The 18398-nt window shown below is 66.6% G+C and carries 17 protein-coding genes; 13 read left to right on the top strand and 4 right to left on the bottom strand.

Annotated features, from left to right (window positions below):
* Positions 1-105 precede the first annotated feature (105 nt).
* The 3 genes from AC0GNO_RS05780 to AC0GNO_RS05770 form a co-directional block, all read right to left on the bottom strand.
* Complete coding sequence (locus AC0GNO_RS05780) at positions 106-1146, bottom strand: TRAP transporter substrate-binding protein (protein ID WP_472889682.1); 1041 nt, start codon at positions 1144-1146, stop codon at positions 106-108.
* 242 nt (positions 1147-1388) lie between these two features.
* A complete protein-coding gene (locus AC0GNO_RS05775; RefSeq protein WP_472889681.1) occupies positions 1389-2417 on the bottom strand; it encodes a TRAP transporter substrate-binding protein in 1029 nt (342 codons plus the stop codon).
* Between the two features lie 151 nt (positions 2418-2568).
* Positions 2569-3432, bottom strand: a complete 864-nt coding sequence (locus tag AC0GNO_RS05770) for an amidohydrolase family protein (protein ID WP_472889680.1) — start codon at positions 3430-3432, stop codon at positions 2569-2571.
* A gap of 124 nt (positions 3433-3556) precedes the next feature.
* Between AC0GNO_RS05770 and AC0GNO_RS05765 the strand changes: the two genes are divergently transcribed.
* The 12 genes from AC0GNO_RS05765 (at position 3557) to AC0GNO_RS05710 (ending at position 16717) form a co-directional block, all read left to right on the top strand.
* A complete protein-coding gene (locus tag AC0GNO_RS05765; protein WP_472903434.1) occupies positions 3557-4339 on the top strand; it encodes a crotonase/enoyl-CoA hydratase family protein in 783 nt (260 codons plus the stop codon).
* Between the two features lie 166 nt (positions 4340-4505).
* The gene (locus AC0GNO_RS05760; RefSeq protein ID WP_472903282.1) at positions 4506-6362 is read left to right on the top strand and encodes a feruloyl-CoA synthase; all 1857 of its coding nucleotides are present in this window, start codon (positions 4506-4508) and stop codon (positions 6360-6362) included.
* Between the two features lie 13 nt (positions 6363-6375).
* Complete coding sequence (locus AC0GNO_RS05755; protein ID WP_472903281.1) at positions 6376-7626, top strand: thiolase family protein; 1251 nt, start codon at positions 6376-6378, stop codon at positions 7624-7626.
* Between the two features lies 1 nt (position 7627).
* Positions 7628-8392: an SDR family NAD(P)-dependent oxidoreductase gene (locus AC0GNO_RS05750; RefSeq protein ID WP_472903280.1), complete on the top strand. Its 765-nt coding sequence runs from the start codon at positions 7628-7630 to the stop codon at positions 8390-8392.
* A gap of 113 nt (positions 8393-8505) precedes the next feature.
* The gene (locus AC0GNO_RS05745) at positions 8506-8925 is read left to right on the top strand and encodes an acyl-CoA thioesterase (protein WP_472903279.1); all 420 of its coding nucleotides are present in this window, start codon (positions 8506-8508) and stop codon (positions 8923-8925) included.
* A gap of 63 nt (positions 8926-8988) precedes the next feature.
* Positions 8989-10122 (top strand): ABC transporter substrate-binding protein, encoded by a 1134-nt coding sequence (locus AC0GNO_RS05740; RefSeq protein WP_472903278.1) that lies wholly within the window; start codon positions 8989-8991, stop codon positions 10120-10122.
* A 237-nt stretch (positions 10123-10359) separates the two neighbouring features.
* A complete protein-coding gene (locus AC0GNO_RS05735; RefSeq protein WP_472889674.1) occupies positions 10360-11400 on the top strand; it encodes a branched-chain amino acid ABC transporter permease in 1041 nt (346 codons plus the stop codon).
* A gap of 4 nt (positions 11401-11404) precedes the next feature.
* The gene (locus tag AC0GNO_RS05730; protein ID WP_472889673.1) at positions 11405-13174 is read left to right on the top strand and encodes a branched-chain amino acid ABC transporter ATP-binding protein/permease; all 1770 of its coding nucleotides are present in this window, start codon (positions 11405-11407) and stop codon (positions 13172-13174) included.
* A 1-nt stretch (position 13175) separates the two neighbouring features.
* Positions 13176-13910 carry an ABC transporter ATP-binding protein gene (locus AC0GNO_RS05725; protein ID WP_472889672.1) on the top strand — a complete coding sequence of 245 codons (735 nt, stop codon included), beginning with the start codon at positions 13176-13178 and terminating at the stop codon, positions 13908-13910.
* Positions 13911-13955: 45 nt separating this feature from the next.
* Entirely contained in the window at positions 13956-15671 is a 1716-nt protein-coding gene (locus AC0GNO_RS05720; RefSeq protein WP_472903277.1) for an acyl-CoA dehydrogenase family protein, read from the top strand.
* Between the two features lie 45 nt (positions 15672-15716).
* A complete protein-coding gene (locus tag AC0GNO_RS05715; RefSeq protein WP_472903276.1) occupies positions 15717-16250 on the top strand; it encodes a MarR family winged helix-turn-helix transcriptional regulator in 534 nt (177 codons plus the stop codon).
* Between the two features lie 143 nt (positions 16251-16393).
* Positions 16394-16717: a winged helix-turn-helix transcriptional regulator gene (locus AC0GNO_RS05710; RefSeq protein WP_472889669.1), complete on the top strand. Its 324-nt coding sequence runs from the start codon at positions 16394-16396 to the stop codon at positions 16715-16717.
* Positions 16718-16805: 88 nt separating this feature from the next.
* On the opposite strand, the gene AC0GNO_RS05705 is transcribed toward AC0GNO_RS05710, so the two are convergent.
* A complete protein-coding gene (locus AC0GNO_RS05705; protein ID WP_472903275.1) occupies positions 16806-17660 on the bottom strand; it encodes a fumarylacetoacetate hydrolase family protein in 855 nt (284 codons plus the stop codon).
* A gap of 141 nt (positions 17661-17801) precedes the next feature.
* On the opposite strand from AC0GNO_RS05705, the gene grpE reads away from it, so the two are divergent.
* Positions 17802-18362, top strand: a complete 561-nt coding sequence (gene grpE, locus AC0GNO_RS05700) for a nucleotide exchange factor GrpE (RefSeq protein WP_472889667.1) — start codon at positions 17802-17804, stop codon at positions 18360-18362.
* Positions 18363-18398: the final 36 nt, after the last annotated feature.

Genomic DNA, 18398 nt, shown 5'->3' with positions numbered 1-18398 from the left:
TCGATTAACCTTATCGAAATTTTTTCGACCACCGGCCCCGGCAGAAAATGCCTCCGGCAGACCCCGTCAGAAGACGGGGCCCCCAAGGGCGGCCACACCAGACACTTACTTCGAGTGCTTGGCAATCAACGCACGGGCCTCCGACGCCAGCTTGGCGCCGTCGATGTTCTTGCCCTTCATCTCCTTGACCCAGTCGGCTTCCACGGCACCCGCCGTGCGGCGCCAGCGCTGGGTCTCGGCCGCGTCGAGTGCCACGATGTTGTTGCCGGCCTTGACGGCGATGTCGCGGCCCACCTTGTCGGCCTCGTCCATCACGCGGCCGAACATGGCCGCGGTTTCGACGCCCGAGTTGTTGTCGATCACCTGCTTCAGATCGGCCGGCAGCTTGTCGTAGGCGGCACGGTTCATGGTGAAGGCAAAGGTCTGGGTGAACAGGCCTTCCTTGCCCGCGAACGTGGTGTGGTTCTTCACCAGCTCGGTGATCTTGAGCGAAGGCGTCACCTCCCAGGGGATGGTCGTGCCGTCGATCACACCCTTGGACAGGGCCTCGGTCACCGCCGGCACCGGCATGCCCACCGGCGTGGCGCCGAGCTTGCCCAACATGTTGTTGATGATGCGCGAGCCACCACGGATCTTCATGCCGCGCAGGCTCTCCAGCCCCGTCACCGGCTGCTTGGTGTGGAACAGGCCGGGGCCATGGGTGTGCACCGCCAGCAGCTTGACGCTGCGGAATTCGTCGGCCGCGAACTTTTCAACGTATTCCTGGAAGGCGCGCGAGGACTGTTCGGACACACCGCCCATGAAGGGCAGCTCGAAAACCTCGGACTTGTTGAAACGGCCCGGGGTGTAACCCAGCACGGTCCAGGTGATGTCGGCCACGCCGTCGCGTGCCTGGTCAAACAGCTGCGGCGGCGTGCCGCCCATGGCCATGGCATGGAACAGCTGCACCTTGATGCGGCCACCCGACTCGGCCTCGACCTTCTTGGCCCAGGGCACCAGTGCTTTCGAAGGGATGGGTGCCTGGGGCGGCAGGAACTGATGCAGGCGCAGTGTCACGGTCTGCTGGGCCAGCGCGCTGCCAGCCATCAGGGTGGTCAGGGCAGCGCCGAGCGCGGCCAGGGTGGTACGGCGTTTCATGAAACTCATGGGGTTCTCCGGAGGATGAAAAAAACGGTCCGCTGATCAGCGGCGCAGGCGGCCGCGTCATGGCACAGCCATCGTATGGCAAGCCTTGGAACTTTGAACCAGATCGGGGTGGTTGACCAGATCGGATCGCTTCTTTCAGTTATTCCGGGTTGGCATGTACCAACTGGTTCAATGTCAGATCGGCATGACATGAAAAGGCCGGGTCTGGACAGCCCGGCCTTTTCTGCATCCCGAACCGGTGCTTATTTCGCGTGTTTCGCGATCAGTGCACGCGCTTCGGAAGCCAGCTTGGCGCCGTCGATGTTTTTGGCCTTCATGTCATTGACCCAATCGCTTTCGACCACGCCAGCGGTGCGCTTCCAGCGCTGCACTTCGGCCGCATCGAGTTCGGTGATCTTGTTGCCGGCCTTCACAGCCAGGTCGCGACCCACGTTGTCACCCACATCCTGGGTGCGGGCGATCATGGCGCTGAATTCGAGACCCGAGTTGTCGTCGATGACCTTCTTCAGATCGGCCGGCAGCTTGTTGTAGGCGCCCTTGTTCATGGCGACCACAAAGGTCGTCACGTACAGAGCCCGGTCACCGGCAAAGGTGGTGTGGTGCTTGACCAGTTCATGCACTTTCAGGGCTGGCGCCACTTCCCAGGGGATCGTGGTGCCGTCCAGCACACCTTTGGACAAGGCTTCGGTCACGGCCGGCACCGGCATGCCCACCGGTGTGGCGCCCAGCTTGACCAGCATGTCGTTGACCACACGGGTGCCTCCCCGGATCTTCATGCCGCGCAGGCTTTCCAGGCCAACCACCGGCTGTTTGGTGTGAAACAGGCCGGGGCCGTGGGTGTGCACAGCCAGCACGTGGACGTCCTTGTACTCATCCAGGGCGTTCTTCTGCACGTACTCCCACAGCGCACGAGAGGTCTTCTCGGCCGACAGGCCCGCGATGAAGGGCAGCTCGAACACCTCCGATTTGGGGAAGCGGCCCGGCGTGTAGCCCGGCAGCGTCCAGACGATGTCGACCACGCCGTCGCGCGCCTGGTCGTACAGCTGCGGTGGGGTGCCACCCAGCTGCATCGAGCTGAACATCTGGATCTTGATGCGACCGTTCGAGTCGGCCTCGATCTTCTTCGCCCAGGGGGCCAGCGCCTTGGCCGGCACCGTGCCCTGCGGCGGCAGGAACTGGTGCAGGCGCAGGGTCACTTCCTGCGCGAAAGCGGACAGGCTGGTCGAGGCGGCCAGCGCCAACGTGGCGATCTTGAATTTCCATGCAGTCATGCGTTTCTCCGGTGGTGGGACCCAAACAGGGAGCGGTGGCGTGCGTTTCAGTCGATCGCCCCGCTTGGTTATTGTTTATAACCATAAGCACACCGGATTGCATGGGTGTTTTCCCTAGCCAGGGCGATGCGCACCGGGGTTCGGGGCCGGTTCAGGCCAGTCCCAGCAGGCGCACGGCGTTGCCTTTCAGGATGCCGGGCATCACCTCGGGCTTGAAGCCGGCGACTTCAAAATCCTTCATCCAGCGCTCGGGGGTGATCAGCGGGTAATCGCTGCCGAACAGGATGCGGTCTTTCAGCAGCGTGTTGGCGTACTGCACCAGCTGCTTGGGGAAGTACTTCGGGCTCCAGCCCGAGAGGTCGATCCACACGTTGGGCTTGTGCGTGGCGACCGACAGCGCCTCGTCCTGCCAGGGGAAGCTGGGGTGCGCCATGACGATCTGCATGTCGGGGAAGTCGATCGCCACGTCGTCCAGGTGCATGGGATTGCTGTACTCCAGCCGCAGGCCGCCGCCGCAGCGCATGCCCGAACCGATGCCGCTGTGGCCGGTGTGGAAGATGGCGGGCAGCTTGTGGGCGTTGATCACCTCGTAGATCGGCCAGGCCATCTTGTCGTAGGGGTGGTAGCCCTGCACCGTGGGGTGGAACTTGAAGCCCTTGATGCCCTCTTCCTTGATCAGGCGCTCGGCCTCGCGTGCGCCCATCTTGCCCTTGTGTGGATCGATGCTGGCGAAGGCCACCATCATGTCGCTGTTCTCGCGAGCGGCCTGGGCGATTTCTTCGTTCGGAATGCGGCGGCGGCCCAGTTGGCTCTCGCTGTCCACCGTGAACATCACCAGACCGATTTTCTTCTCGCGGTAATACGCCACCGTCTCGGCGATGGTCGGCCGGCGGTTGCTGCCGAAGTACTTGTCCGCCGCGCGGTCGTACTCCTCGCCGTAGTTGTCAAAAGGGTTGCGACAGCTCACTTCGGCGTGGGTGTGGATGTCGATGGCGATGAGGTTGTGGTGGTCCATGGTGGTTCTTTCCTAAGGGTAAACACGGGGGTGAAACCGACGGGTTTTTCTTGATTTAGTTATTGGTTATAACAATAATCACACCACTCAACAAGCAGGTTAAACCTCCTTCATCATGAACGCCATCACCCACCCCGATCTGACCCTGAACCTGCGTGGCGAACAGTCCGAAGTCGCCGTTGTCACGCTCAACCGCGCGGCCAAGCGCAACGCACTGAACGACGGTCTGATCCTCGCGATCCGCGATCTGTTCCAGAACCTGCCCAGGAGCGTGCGTGCCGCGGTCATCGACGGCAACGGTGAACACTTCTGCGCCGGCCTGGACCTGTCGGAACTGAGCGAACGCGATGCGGGCGAAGGCGTGATGCACTCGCGCATGTGGCACGCCGCGCTCGACTGCGTCGAAAAAGGCAGCGTGCCCGTGATCGCCGCGCTGCACGGCGCGGTGGTCGGCGGTGGCCTGGAACTGGCCAGCGCCTGCCACATCCGCGTGGCCGACGAAACCACCTTCTACGCCTTGCCCGAAGGCACGCGCGGCATCTTCGTGGGCGGTGGTGGCGCGGTGCGTGTCCCCAAGCTGATCGGCGCGGCGCGCATGACCGACATGATGCTCACCGGCCGCGTCTACAACGCCGCCGACGGCGAGCGCATCGGCCTGGCGCAGTACCTCGTGCCCACCGGCACCGCGCTGGACAAAGCCATCGAGCTGGCCACCCGCATCGCCACCAACGCGCCCATGACCAACTACGCGCTCATGCACGCCCTGCCCCGCATTGCCGAACAGCCCGCCGACCACGGCCTGTTCACCGAGGCGCTGATGGCGTCCATCGCCCAGAGCGCGCCCGAAGCCAAAGAACGTGTGCGCGCGTTCCTCGAAGGGAAAGCAGCGAAGGTGACGAAGGGATAACCCCCTGCGCGGGGAACAGCCCACCCCTGCGCCGCCTGCGGCGTCACCCCCTCAAGGGGCGCCAGCAAAGGCCCGGCAAAGCCGGTTCCGCGCCGACCTCGGCAACGCAGCCTCTCGTGCGACAGCCAGGCCTCGAAGACGTACAAAGATTTCCTGGAGACAAGACATGACCGCAGCGAAATACCGCCCCCTGAAATTCGGCGTCACCCGCGCCACCCTGCGCGACGGTGACACCGGTGTGCACTACCTGGCCGCTGACCAGGCGTTGTTGCCCATCCCCGATCGCCTGACCGACCGGCTGGTGCACTGGGCGAAAGAACGCCCGGACCAGACCTTGTTTGCGCGCCGCGTGAAGAACGCCGACGGCAGCACCGGCAACTGGCAACACATCACGTTCGCGCAGGCGCTGGACGCGGCGCGTCGCATCGGCCAGGGCCTGCTGAACCGCGGCCTGAGCGCCGAGCGACCGGTGCTGATCCTGAGCGAAAACGATCTGGAACACGCGCTGCTGGCGCTGGGCTGCCTGTACGCCGGCGTGGCTTACTGCCCGACCTCGCCGGCCTACTCGCTGATCAGCCAGGACTTCGACAAGCTGCACCACGTGGTGAAGACGCTGACGCCGGGCCTGGTGTTTGCCAGCGACGCGCTGCGCTACAGCCGCGCCATGCTCGCCACGCTGGGTGACGCCGTGGAACTGGTCACCACCAAAGGCACCGTGCCGGGCCGCGACACCACCTCGTTCGCCGCGCTGCTGGCCACCGAGCCCACGCCCGCCGTGGACGCTGCGATGGCCGCCACCGGACCGGACACCATCGCCAAGTTCCTCTTCACCTCGGGCTCGACCAAGATGCCCAAGGCCGTGATCAACACGCAACGCCTGTGGTGTGCCAACCAGCAGCAAATGACGCAGTCCATGCCGGTGCTCGCCGAAGGCCCGCTGGTGCTGGTGGACTGGCTGCCCTGGAACCACACCTTCGGCGGCAACCACAACTTCGGCATGGTGATCTACCACGGCGGCACGATGTACATCGACGACGGCAAGCCAACGCCCACGCTGATGGGCGAGACGCTGCGCAACCTGCGCGAGATCGCGCCCACGGTGTACTTCAACGTGCCGACCGGTTTCGAAGCCATCGCCAACGCGATGAAGACCGACGACCTGCTGCGCAAGACACTGCTGTCGCGGGTGAACATGTTTTTCTACGCCGGTGCCGCGCTGGCCCAGCCGGTCTGGGACAGCCTCTTCGAGAGCGCCGAGCGCGAGATCGGTGAGCGCATCGTCATGACCTCGGGTCTGGGCATGACCGAGTCCGGCCCCTTTGGCCTGTACGTGACCAGCCCCGAGTTGAAGGCTGGCGATCTCGGCTTGCCCACGCCCGGCCTGGAGCTCAAGCTGGTGGACATGCAGGGCAAGACCGAGGTGCGTTACCGCGGCCCCAACATCACGCCAGGCTACTGGCGCCAGCCCGAGGAGACGGCCGAGGCCTTCGACGAAGAAGGTTTCTTCAAGACCGGCGACGCGGTGAAGTGGATCGACGAAACCGACGTGCACATGGGCCTGAAGTTCGACGGCCGCATCGCCGAGGACTTCAAGCTCGCCACCGGCACCTTCGTGAGCGTCGGCCCGCTGCGCGGCAAGATCATCGCCGCTGGCGCACCCTACATCCAGGACGTGGTGCTCACCGGCATCAACCTCAAGGAAGTCGGTGCCATGGTGTTCCCCACCACGGCCGTGCGCAACCTGAGCGACCTGCCCGCCGATGCCTCGATGCACGACGTGCTCGACCACCCCGCCGTGCTGGCGCAGTTCCAGTCGATCGTGAACGAACTGGCCAAGACCGCCACCGGCAGCGCCAACCGCATCGCCCGCATGTGCCTGCTGGCCGACCCGCCCACCATCGACCGCGGCGAAGTCACCGACAAGGGATCGATCAACCAGCGCGCCGTGCTGACGCACCGCGCCGACACCGTGGCCAAACTGCACTCTGACGGCTTGCGCTACATCATCAAACCTCAAGTCTGAGGAGACACCCACCATGGCACAAAAAGGCTTCTTCAACGCGTTTGCCGACGTGTTCATCCTCGACGGCGTGCGCACGCCGATGGTCGACTACTGTGGCGCGCTCGGCCACATCTCGCCCACCGACCTGGGCATCAAGGCCGCCCGCGAAGCGCTGGCGCGAGCGGGCGTGCCGGGCGATCACATCGGCTCGGTGGTCACCGGCAACATGGCGCCCGGCGACTTTGACCAGTTCTTCCTGCCGCGCCACATCGGCCTCTACGCCGGCGTGCCGGTGGAGGTGCCGGCGATCATGGCGCAGCGCATCTGCGGCACCGGCTTCGAGCTGTTCCGCCAGGCGGGCGAACACATCCAGGGCGGTGCCTGCGAGGCCGCGCTGGTGGTGGGCACCGAGAGCATGACGCGCAACCCCATCGCGGCGTTTGACCACCGCACCGGCTTCAAGCTGGGTGCACCGGTGGGCTTCAAGGACTACATGTGGGAAGCGCTGAAAGACCCGGCGGCCGGCATCAACATGATCCAGACCGCCGAGAACCTGGCGAAGAAATACGGCATCACGCGCGAAGAGGTCGATGCCTTCGCTTCGTCCTCGTTCGCCAAGGCGGTGGCCGCGCAGGAAAGCGGCTTCCTGGCCGGTGAAATCGTGGCGGTGATCAGCGAGAAGTTCGAGCTCGACGGCTACAAGCCGCGCGGCATCCGGCTGCAGGGCAAAGTCACCGAAGTGGCGACCGACACCCACCCGCGCCTCTCACCGCCCGAGGTGCTGGCCAAACTCAAGCCTGTGTACGAGGGTGGCGTGCAGACCGGTGGCAACAGCGCGGCCCTGGTGGACGCGGCGGCCGCCTGTGTGGTCGCTTCGGGTGCCTACGCCAAGGCCCAGGGCAAGACGCCGCTGGCGCGCGTGGTCGCTGCGGCGGCCGTGGGCGTGCCGCCCGAGATCATGGGCATCGGCCCGGCGCCGGCCATCCGCCTGCTGCTGGAGCGCACCGGCCTGAAGCTCGACGACATCGCCCGTTTCGAGATCAACGAAGCCCAGGGTGCGCAGACGCTGGCTGTGGGCCGTGAACTCGGCCTGGACCTCACCAAGCTGAACGTCAACGGCGGCGCCATTGCGCTCGGCCATCCGCTGGCCGCGACCGGCGTGCGCCTGACGCTCACGCTGGCGCGCGAACTGCAGCGCAGCGGCAAGAAGTACGGCATCTCCAGCGCCTGTGTGGGCGGTGGCCAGGGCATTGCCCTCCTCATTGAGAACCTGGAAGGAAACTGAAATGAACATTCAAGGACAAGCCGCCCTCGTCACCGGCGGAGGCTCCGGCCTCGGTGAAGCCACCGCCCGCGAACTCGCCCGCCTGGGCGCCAGGGTCGCGGTGCTCGACCTCAACCTGGAGAACGCCCAACGTGTCGCGGCCGAGATCGGCGGCGTGGCCTGCCCGTGCGACGTGAGCAACCCGGAGAGCATGCAGGCCGCCATCGACGCCGCCGCCGCGGCCCATGGCCCGGCGCGCATCCTGATGCAGATCGCCGGCATCGGCAGCGCCAAGCGCGTGGTGGGCAAGGACGGCAACGCCGCCCCGCTGGAAGACTTCGCACGGGTCATCAACATCAACCTGATCGGCACCTACAACGCGGCGCGCCTGTTCGCGGCGGCCTGCGCCAAGCTGGACCCGATGGAAGACGGCGAACGCGGCGTGATGGTGTTCACCGCCAGCGTGGCCGCGTTCGACGGCCAGGTGGGCCAGCAGGCCTACAGCGCCTCCAAGGCCGGCGTGGCCGGCATGACGCTGCCCATGGCGCGTGATCTGGCGCAGCACGGCATCCGCGTCTGCACCATCGCCCCCGGCCTGTTCCTCACGCCCCTGATGAAGACCCTGCCCGAGCCGGTGCAGCAATCGCTGGCGGCGAGCATTCCGTTCCCGCAGCGCCTGGGCAAGCCCGAAGAGTTCGCGCAACTCGCCACCCACATCGTGACGAACGGCCACCTGAACGGCGAAACGATCCGCCTCGACGGCGCGCTGAGGATGGCCCCAAGGTAAGTACCCCCCGCGCCGCCGCTGCGCGGCGTCACCCCCCAGGGGGCGGCGCTGGCGGCCCGGCAAAGCCGGTTCCGCGGCGCCCTCGGTTCAAGCCCCACTTTCCAGAAACTCCTATGTCAAAAACCGTTGTGTACGAAGTCGACGTGATGTTCGGCGACTGCGATCCCGCCGGCATCGTGTTCTTTCCCAACTTCTCGAAGTGGATGGACGCCTCGTCGCTGAACTTTTTCGTGAAGTGCGGCGTGCCGCCGTGGCGCGAACTGGTCAAGACGACCGGCATCATCGGCACCCCGCTACTGGAGATCCACACCAGGTTCATGCGTCCCGCCACCTACGGCGAGCGCCTGCAGATCCACACCAGCGTCACCGAATGGCGCGACAAAGTGCTGGTCCACAAACATGTCGTGATGCGCGGCGACGAGGTATTGTGCGAGGGTACCGAAACCCGTGCCTTCTGCATCAGGCACCCCGACGACCCGAGCCGCATCAAGGCCATTCCCGTTCCCGCCGACATCCGGGCGCTCTGCTCCTGAGCCCGGCACCCACCGTATCCCGTTTTCCCGCCCCCCCGTTCCTCAACCCCCTGGAGACAAGCCATGACAAACATCAAGACCCTGATTGCGACCGCCGTCGCCCTGCTCGCCACCGGCGCGGCGCAAGCAGACATCAACATCGGTGTGAGCCTGGCGCTCACCGGACCGGGCTCCGGCCTGGGCATCCCGATGCAGAACCAGTTCAAGCTGTTCCCCAAGACCATCGCGGGTGAAAAGGTCAACCTGATCGTCCTGGACGACGCCACCGACCCGGGCAAGGGCGCGGCCAACGCGCGCCGCTTCGTCACCGAAGACAAGGTGGACATGATCATCGGTTCGTGCATCACCGCCGTGGCCGCGGCCATGAGCGACATCGCCACCGAAGCCGGCACCGTGCAGCTGACCGGCTCGCCCGTGGGCCTGCCACCCGGCAAGGACAAGTGGGTGTTCCGCCTGCCGCAGTCCAACACCGTGATGGGCCATGCGGTGGTCGAGCACATGAAGAAGCAGGGCGTGAAGACCCTGGGCTTCCTGGGCTACACCGATGCCTACGGCGAACAGTGGCTCAAGGAAACCGCACCGCTGCTGGAGAAAGCCGGCATCAAGCTGGTGGCCACCGAGCGCTTCGCCCGTACCGACACCAGCGTGACCCCGCAAGCCCTCAAGATCAACGCCGCCAACCCCGACGCGGTGCTGATCGTGGCTTCGGGCAGCGGCGCAGCCATGCCCCACATGGCCATGGTGGACCGTGGTTTCAAGGGCAAGATCTATCAGACCCACGCCGCGGCCACGCAAGACCTGATGCGCGTGGGGGGCAAGGCCGTGGAAGGTGCTTTCGTGGTCTCCGGCCCGGCCGTGATTGCCGAGCAGTTGCCCGACAGCCACCCGTCCAAGGCGGTCGCCGTGGATTTCGTGCAGAAGTATGAAAAGGCCGTGGGCGCGGGCCTGCGCAACCAGTTCGCAGGCCACGCCTACGACGCACAGATCACACTGGAGAAAGTGATCCCGATGGCACTCAAGAAGGCCAAACCGGGCACGCCCGAGTTTCGCGCCGCCATCCGCGACAGCATGGAAAACATGGGCCGCACGATCTTTTCGCACGGCGTGATGAACTGGACGCCCACCGACCACTGGGGTTACACGCTCGAAACCGGCGTGATGCTCAAGGTGGTGAACGGCAAGTTCAAAGTCGAATGATTCGGATCACCCCCCTGCGCCGCTGACGCGGCTTCCCCCCTCTCTGGCGCGCCTTCGGCGCTTGGAGGAGGGACGGCATCTCGGGCCTGCAGGTATGGGAGGGCACCCCCCGCGCGCCTTCGGCGCTCCCCCCTCTCTCGCCTGATGGCGGGAGGGGGGCGACACCTGGGGCCGGCGTAGCCGGACCCTCGGTGTCCCTGGTCTCAAGAGCGCTTCTTTTTTTCGCTAAGGGCTTTTATGGATTTCTCCATTGCCAGCATTCTTCTGCTGGACGGTTTGACCAACGGTGCGGTGTACGCCCTGCTCGGGCTCGCCACGGTGCTGGTGTTCACTGTCACCCGCGTCATCTTCATTCCCCAGGGCGAGTTCGTGGCCTATGGCGCGCTCACCCTGGCCATCTTCCAGACCGGCCAGGTGCCGGGCACCGTGTGGCTGCTGATCCTGCTCGCCGGCGTGGCCGCGCTCATGGAGCTTTCCAGCCGCTGGCAGCACCACCGCAACGCGCTCACGGCGTTCAAGGCCGCGGGCCGCATGCTCATCGTGCCGCTGGTGGTCTCGGGCATCGCCATCTGGGCCGCGCCGCAGCAGTTTCCGCTGGCCGTGCAGGCCGCGCTGAGCGTGGCCATCGTCACCGTCTATGGCCCGCTGGTCTACCGTGTGGCCTACCAGTCGCTGGAAAGCGCCACCCCGCTGGTGCTGCTGATCGTGTCGGTGGGCGTGCACTTCGCCATGACCGGCCTGGGCCTGCTGTTCTTTGGCGCCGAGGGCTTTCGCAACCCCAGCTTCTGGGACCTGCGCCTGAACATCGGGCCGGTCATGCTGTCGGGCCAGGCCATCATCACCGCGCTGGCCACGATCGCCCTGATCGTGTTGCTGTGGCTGTACTTCGAACGCTCGCTGCGCGGCAAGGCGCTGCGCGCCACCGCGGTCAACCGCACCGGTGCACGCCTCATGGGCATTTCCTCGCACGCCTCGGGCCAGCTCACCTTCACCATGGCGGCCTTCATCGGCGCGCTCTCGGGCCTGCTGATCGGCCCGACCACCACGGTGTTCTACGACTCGGGTTTCCTCATCGGCCTCAAGGGCTTCGTGGCCGCGGTGGCCGCGGGCCTTTCCAGCTACCCCGGCGCGCTGGTCGCGGCGCTCTTCGTGGGCGTGATCGAGGCGTTCGGATCGTTCTGGGCCAGCGCCTTCAAGGAAGTGATCGTGTTCACGCTGATCCTTCCCGTACTGCTGGTGCGCTCCCTGCGCAGCGGCCACTCGGACGAAGACCACTGAGATCATGAAGAACATTCAAAACATGGGCCTGCTGATCCTCGCGGCGGCCGTTCCTCTGATCGCGGTCCTGCCCCTGCCGGACTTCTGGATCACACAGCTCAACTACATCGGCATGTACAGCATGACGGTGATGGGCCTGGTGCTGCTCACCGGTGTGGGTGGGCTCACCTCGTTCGGCCAGGCGGCGTTCGTCGGCATCGGGGCCTACACCACAGCCTGGCTCACGCTCAACCTCGGCATCTCGCCCTGGCTCACGCTGTTCATCGGCATGAGCCTGACGGCCGCCAGCGCGCTGCTGGTGGGGCTGATCACGCTGCGCATGTCGGGCCACTACCTGCCCCTGGCCACCATTGCCTGGGGCCTCTCGCTCTACTACCTCATGGGCAACCTGGACGCGCTGGGCAAGTACGACGGGTTGCTGGGTATCCAGAGCCTGTCCATCGCGGGCTTCGACATTGGCCAGGGCCGTGCCTTTTTCGTGCTCACCTGGGCCCTGCTGCTGGCGTTCGCCGCGGCCCTGCTCCACCTGCTGGACTCGCGCGCGGGCCGCGCCATCCGCTCGCTCAAGGGCGGCTCGCAGATGGCCGAGGCCATGGGCATCAGCACCTTCCGCTACAAGGTCACGATCTTCGTGCTGGCCGCGCTGTTTGCTTCGGTGGCGGGCTGGCTGCTCGCGCACTTCCAGCGCACGGTCAACCCCTCGGCCTTCGGCCTGAAGATGGGCATCGAGTACCTGTTCATGGCGGTGGTCGGTGGCGTGGGCCATGTGTGGGGCGCGATCGTCGGCGCCGGCCTGATCCGTGTGCTCGAAGACCAGTTGCAGGTGCTGCTGCCCAAGCTGATCGGCACCAGCGGCAGCTACGAGGTGATCGTGTTCGGCATCGCCCTGGTGGTGGTGCTGAAGTACCTGCCCGATGGCCTGTGGTCCATGGTGGGCAAGCGCGTGCCGCAGAAGCCGCGCGCGGTGGACTGGCAGGACGCCGCCGCCCTGCCCGAACGCGCCAAGCCCACGGCCGGCGAGCTGGTGCTCGACGTGAAGAAGGCGCGCATGCAGTTCGGGGGTCTGGTGGCGGTCAACGACATCAGCTTCCAGATCCGGGCCGGCCAGATCGTGGGCCTGATCGGTCCCAACGGCGCGGGCAAGTCCACCACCTTCAACCTCATCACCGGCGTGCTGCCAGCCACGCGCGGCGAGGTGGTGTTCCAGGGCGGCAACATCAGTGGCAAGCCCTCGCGCGAGATCGCGCGCCTGGGCATGGCACGCACCTTCCAGCACGTCAAGATGATCCCCGACATGACGGTGCTGGAAAACGTGGCGCTGGGCGCGCACACCCGCGGGCGCAAAGGCGTGCTGCCGGCCATGCTGCGCGCCAACCGCGCGGAAGAAAAGCAGCTGTTCCGGGAAGCGCAGCGCCAGCTCGAACGCATCGGCATGGGCGAGTACCTGCACGAGCAGGCCGGCAACCTCGCCATGGGCCCGCAGCGCCTGATGGAGATCGCGCGCGCCCTCTGCGCCGACCCGACCCTGCTCCTGCTCGACGAGCCCGCGGCCGGTCTGCGCCACCAGGAGAAGCAGGCCCTGGCCGGTGTGCTGCGCCAGCTGAAGGGCGAAGGCATGAGCATCCTGCTGGTGGAGCACGACATGGACCTGGTGATGCAGATCTGCGACCACCTGGTGGTGATGGAGTTCGGCACCCTGCTCACACAGGGTCCGCCCGCGCAGATCCAGCAAGACCCGAAAGTCCGCGCGGCCTATCTCGGCACGGAGCATTGAAATGAGCAACCCCATTCTTCAAGTCAAGGGCCTGCGCGCCGGCTACGGCCGCGCCGAGGTGCTGCACGGCATCGACATCCAGGCCGAGCCGGGCAGCGTCATCACCGTGATCGGCCCCAACGGCGCGGGCAAGTCCACCCTGCTCAACACCCTCATGGGCATCCTGCCCGGCAAGGGCCTGATCGAATTCCGCGGCCAGGACATCGGCGCGCTCACGCTGGAAGAGCGTGTGATGAACGGCATGTCGCTGGTGCCCGAGAAGCGCGAGCTCTTCGGCACCATGCCGGTGGAAGACAACCTGCTGCTCGGCGGCTTTCGCCAGATGCGGCTGGGCAACGCGCAATGGCGCAACCGGCTCGACGACGTGTACAGCCTGTTCCCGCGCCTGCAGGAACGCCGCATCCAGCTGGCCGGCACGCTCTCGGGCGGCGAACGCCAGATGCTGGCCGTGGGCCGCGCGCTCATGTCGCGCCCCGACCTGCTCATGCTCGACGAGCCCAGCCTGGGGCTGGCGCCGCTGATCGTGCGCGAGATCTTCACCATCATCGAGACGCTGCGCCAGACCGGCGTGACCATCGTGCTGGTGGAGCAGAACGCGCGCGCCGCCCTGCAGGTGGCCGACCACGGCTACGTGCTGGAGATGGGCGAGCTCAGCGCGCAGGGCCCGGCCAGTGAACTGGCCAGCGACCCGCGCGTGATCGAAACCTACCTGGGCACCGCGCGCCAGGCCGCCTGACCCACCCGCTCTTTTTCACTCACGCCCGACCGGAACCGCCCCGCCATGAACGCCTACCAGCCCCGCCTGGCCGACCACCACTTCATCCTGCTCGACGTGCTGCGCGCGCCGCAGACCCTGGCCGCGCTGCCCGCACTGGCTGAACACGCCGACACCGCGCTGATGCAGCAGGTGGTGGAGGAAGCCGGCAAGTTCGTCGGCGAAGTGGTGGCCCCGCTGAATCGCGACGGCGACGAGATCGGCGCCCGGTGGAAGGCCGGCGCGGTCACCATGCCGCCGGGCTTTCGCGACGCCTACCAGGCCTTCTGGCAGGCCGGCTGGCCTTCGCTGGCCTGCGCGGTGGAAGACGGCGGCCAGGGTCTGCCGGCCGCGCTGGAGGCCATGCTCTACGAAATGCTCAGCGCGGCCAACCACGGCTGGACCATGGCGCCCGGCCTGCTGCACGGCGCCTACGAGTGCATCAAGCACCACGCCTCGGACGAACTCAAGACGAAGTACCTGGAGAAAGTGGCCACCGGCGAATGGCTGGCCACCATGTGCCTGACCGAACCCCACGCCGGCTCCGATCTCGGCCTGGCGCGCACGAAGGCCGTGCCGCTGCCCGACGGCCGCTACGCGCTCTCGGGCACCAAGATCTTCATCTCCGGCGGCGAGCACGACCTCACCGACAACATTGTGCACCTGGTGCTCGCGCGCCTGCCCGACAGCCCACCCGGCCCGAAAGGCCTGTCGCTGTTCCTGGTGCCGAAGTTCTACGAGGACGGGTCCAGAAGCGCGGTCGTGTGCGAACGCATCGAAGAAAAGATGGGCCTGCACGGCAGCCCCACCTGCGTGATGCGCTTCGACGAAGCCCCGGGCTGGATCGTGGGCGAGCCCGGCAAGGGTCTGAACGCGATGTTCGTGATGATGAACGCCGCCCGCCTGCACGTGGGTCTGCAAGGCATCGGCCTGCTCGACGCCGCCTGGCAGAAGGCCGACGCCTATTCGAAGGAACGCCGCCAGATGCGCGCACCCGGCGGCAGCGCGAAAGCGGGCGAAGCTGATTTGATCGAGCAGCACCCGGCCATGCGCCGCATCCTCGACGCCCAGCGGGCCTGGATCGATGCCGGACGCGTGGTCGCCTACCGCACCGCGCTGGAGCTGGACATCCTGAAACACCACGAAGACGCCGCCCGGCGCGAAAGCGCCAGCCGCTGGTGCAGCCTGGTCACGCCGGTGCTCAAGTCCGCCTGGACCGACCAGGCCTTTCACGGCGCGAGCGCCTGCCTGCAGATGTTCGGCGGCCACGGTTACGTGCGCGAATGGGGCATCGAGCAGGTGGTGCGCGACGCACGCGTGGCCATGATCTACGAAGGCACGAACGAGATCCAGGCGATCGACCTGCTGCTGCGCAAGACCCTGCCCGACGGCGGCGCGGGCTTGCTGCAACTGCTGGCCGAGCTGTCGGACGATCTGGGCGACGACGACCAGGGCCAGCGTGTGCGGGCACAGCTGGACCGTTTCAGCGCCTTCCTGCGCGAGCGCCTGCTGCCGCGCGCCACCGCCCAGGACACCCCCGCCGACCTCGCCCACTGGCTGGCCGACGACTTCCTGCGCGCCGTCGCCATGCTGCTCATGGCCTGGGCCTGGGCCCGCATCGGTGTCACCGCCGGGGCCGAGGCGTCGCGCTGGCAAGCCGCGCAGACTGGCTTCTGGCGCTGGGTCTGGCCCGAATTCGACATGCGCCTGGCGATGCTCGACGCCAGCCTGGACGGAACATGACCCCCGTCAAAGGGGCGCCGGCCACCCGCGCTATGCTTGTGTGCCATGCCTGAACCATCCGTTGCCAACACCCTGCGCCGTCCCCGGGCGCCCCGCAAAACCGCCGGGACCGCTCCGGCGAGCCCGTCCGCCGGTGGGCCCGAGGCCTCCTCGGGTCTGGACACCAGCTACCTGGAAACCCTGCTCGGCTACAACGCCCGGCGCGCCGCGCTGGCGGTGATCACCGTGTTCCTGCGGCGCATGGCGCCCTTTGGCCTGCGCCCGGTGGACTTTTCGGTGCTCACGCTCATCGCCCACAACCCGGGCGTGACCTCACGCCAGCTGTGTGCGGAACTCGACATCCTGCCGCCCAACCTGGTGGGCATGATCAAAAACCTCGACAAGCGCGGCCTGATCGAACGCAAGCCCCACCCGTCCGACCGCCGCGCGCAGGGGCTGCATCTCTCAGCCGAAGGCAAGCAACTGCAGAAGCAGGCACAGCTCACCGCCACCCGGCTGGAACACGACGTCTCCGATTCCCTGACCCCCGCCGAGCTGGACACACTCAACGCCCTGCTGCGCAAGGTGTATCAGCGGTAGTCCCCACACGCGCAATCCGGGTATATCCGGAGCGTTGGACATTGCGCCACATTGCTGCAGTGCACACAGCTAGCAAACTGCTAGCAGGCGCCGTATAGTGTTTCTCAAGCCCCGACACAGAGGGCTGCACCAGGAGACACAACATGGGCGCCAAAGACCACCATACCGCCGTGATCCAGCTCTTTGATCTGCTGGAATCCCGCTATGCCATGCGTGTGATCTGGGCACTGAGCGATGGCCACCCCCAGACCTTCCGCCTTCTGCAGGACAGCGTGGGCGGCGTCACCCCCAACACCCTCAACACCCGCCTGAAAGAACTGCGCGCCGCCCATCTGGTGGACCACGGTGGCGACGGCTACCGGCTCACCAGCCAGGGCGCCGATCTCGCCCGCCGCATGAACGACGTGCAGCAGTTCGCCAGCAAGTGGTCGCACCAGCAGGCGCGTGCGGCGGCACACGCAGCCTGAACCTTCAGCCGGAGAAGGGGCACCCTTCCAGCACACACCGGGGAACCGGCCGGGCCACTGGTGTGGTCCCCCTCGGGGGGAAGTCGCGTCAGCGGCTCAGGGGGGCGTCCCTGACCACCTGGCGCTGCTCGCCCAGCCCGCGCCCGCCCAGCGTGATCACGTCACCCGCCTTCAGGTAAACCGGCGGCTTCTGGCCCATGCCCACCCCGGGCGGCGTGCCGGTCGGGATCACGTCACCGGGCATCAGCGCCATGAAGCGGCTCAGGTAGCTCACGATGGTCTTCACGCCGAAGATCATGGTGCGCGTATTGCCGGTCTGGCGGCGCACGCCGTTCACGTCCAGCCACAGGTCCACATCCTGCTCGTCACCCAGTTCGTCGGGTGTCACCAGCCAGGGACCGATGGGGCAGTGGGTCGGGTAGCTCTTGCCCTTGGTCCACTGGCCCTCGTATTCGGTCTGGTAGGCCCGTTCCGACACGTCGTTCACCAGGCAGAACCCGGCCACATGTTTCAGCGCATCCACTTCGCTCACATGGAAGGCGCGCTCGCCGATCACGATGCCCAGCTCCACCTCCCAGTCCAGCTTCTGCGAGCCGGGCGCGAGCCACACACTGTCGTTCGGGCCGCTGATGGCGCCGTTGTGCTTGTTGAACACGATGGGCTGACCGGGCACCTTCAGGCCGGATTCGGCGGCGTGGTCGGCGTAGTTCAGGCCGATGCACACCACGTTGCCCACGGCGCCCACGCAGGCACCCAGGCGGGTGTCGGCGGGCAGCAGGGGCAGCGACGCCGGGTCCAGTGCGGCGAGCCGGGACATAGAATCACACCCCAGGGTGGCCGGGCCAATGTCCGGCACCACGCCCGAGAGGTCGCGCAGCGCACCGCTGGCATCGATCAGACCGGGATGTTCCGTGCCCTGCGGGCCGTGGCGAAAAAGTTTCATGGGCTTGTCTCCGTGAAAAAACGTCGATTCTCACCCGCATCGGGCCCTTTTGCCGCCAGCCCCCTTGAATCCGGCCAGACCGCCCCGAATTACCGCGCACGGCCAGCTTTGCCATCGATTTCACGACCATTCTTCATCGACATGATCCAACCACCGAACCCCGCCACCGCCCCCGAGCACACCTCCCCCCTCAACGCGGAAGAAGCCCTCGCCGCGGCGGCCGTGGCCGAAGCCGATGCGCTGGCCGCCCTGACCAACGAAGTCACCGAACTCAAGGCCAAGAACGCTGACCTGGCCGACCAGTTCCTGCGCGCCAAGGCCGAGGCCGAAAACGCGCGCCGCCGGGCCGAGGACGACATCAGCAAGGCCCGCAAGTTCGCGGTGGAAAGTTTTGCCGAGAGCCTACTGGCCGTGGCCGACAGCCTGGAAGCCGGCCTGGCCATCCAGGAAGCCACCCGCGAACAGCTGCGCGAAGGCTCAGAAGCCACGCTCAAACAGCTCCAGAGCGCGCTGGAGCGGCACAAGGTGGTGCAGATCGCGCCCGCCGGCGGCAGCAAGTTCGACCCGCACCAGCACCAGGCCATCAGCATGGTGCCCGCCGAGCAGGAGGCCAACACCGTGGTCGCCGTGCTCCAAAAGGGCTACCTGATCGCCGACCGCGTGCTGCGCCCGGCCCTGGTCACCGTGGCCGCACCCAAATAACGGCATTTGTGCGGCCCAGCCCTTGAAAAACGGCTG

Source organism: Hydrogenophaga sp. L310, from assembly GCF_055703065.1.
This window is presented reverse-complemented; position numbering and strand designations above follow the sequence as displayed.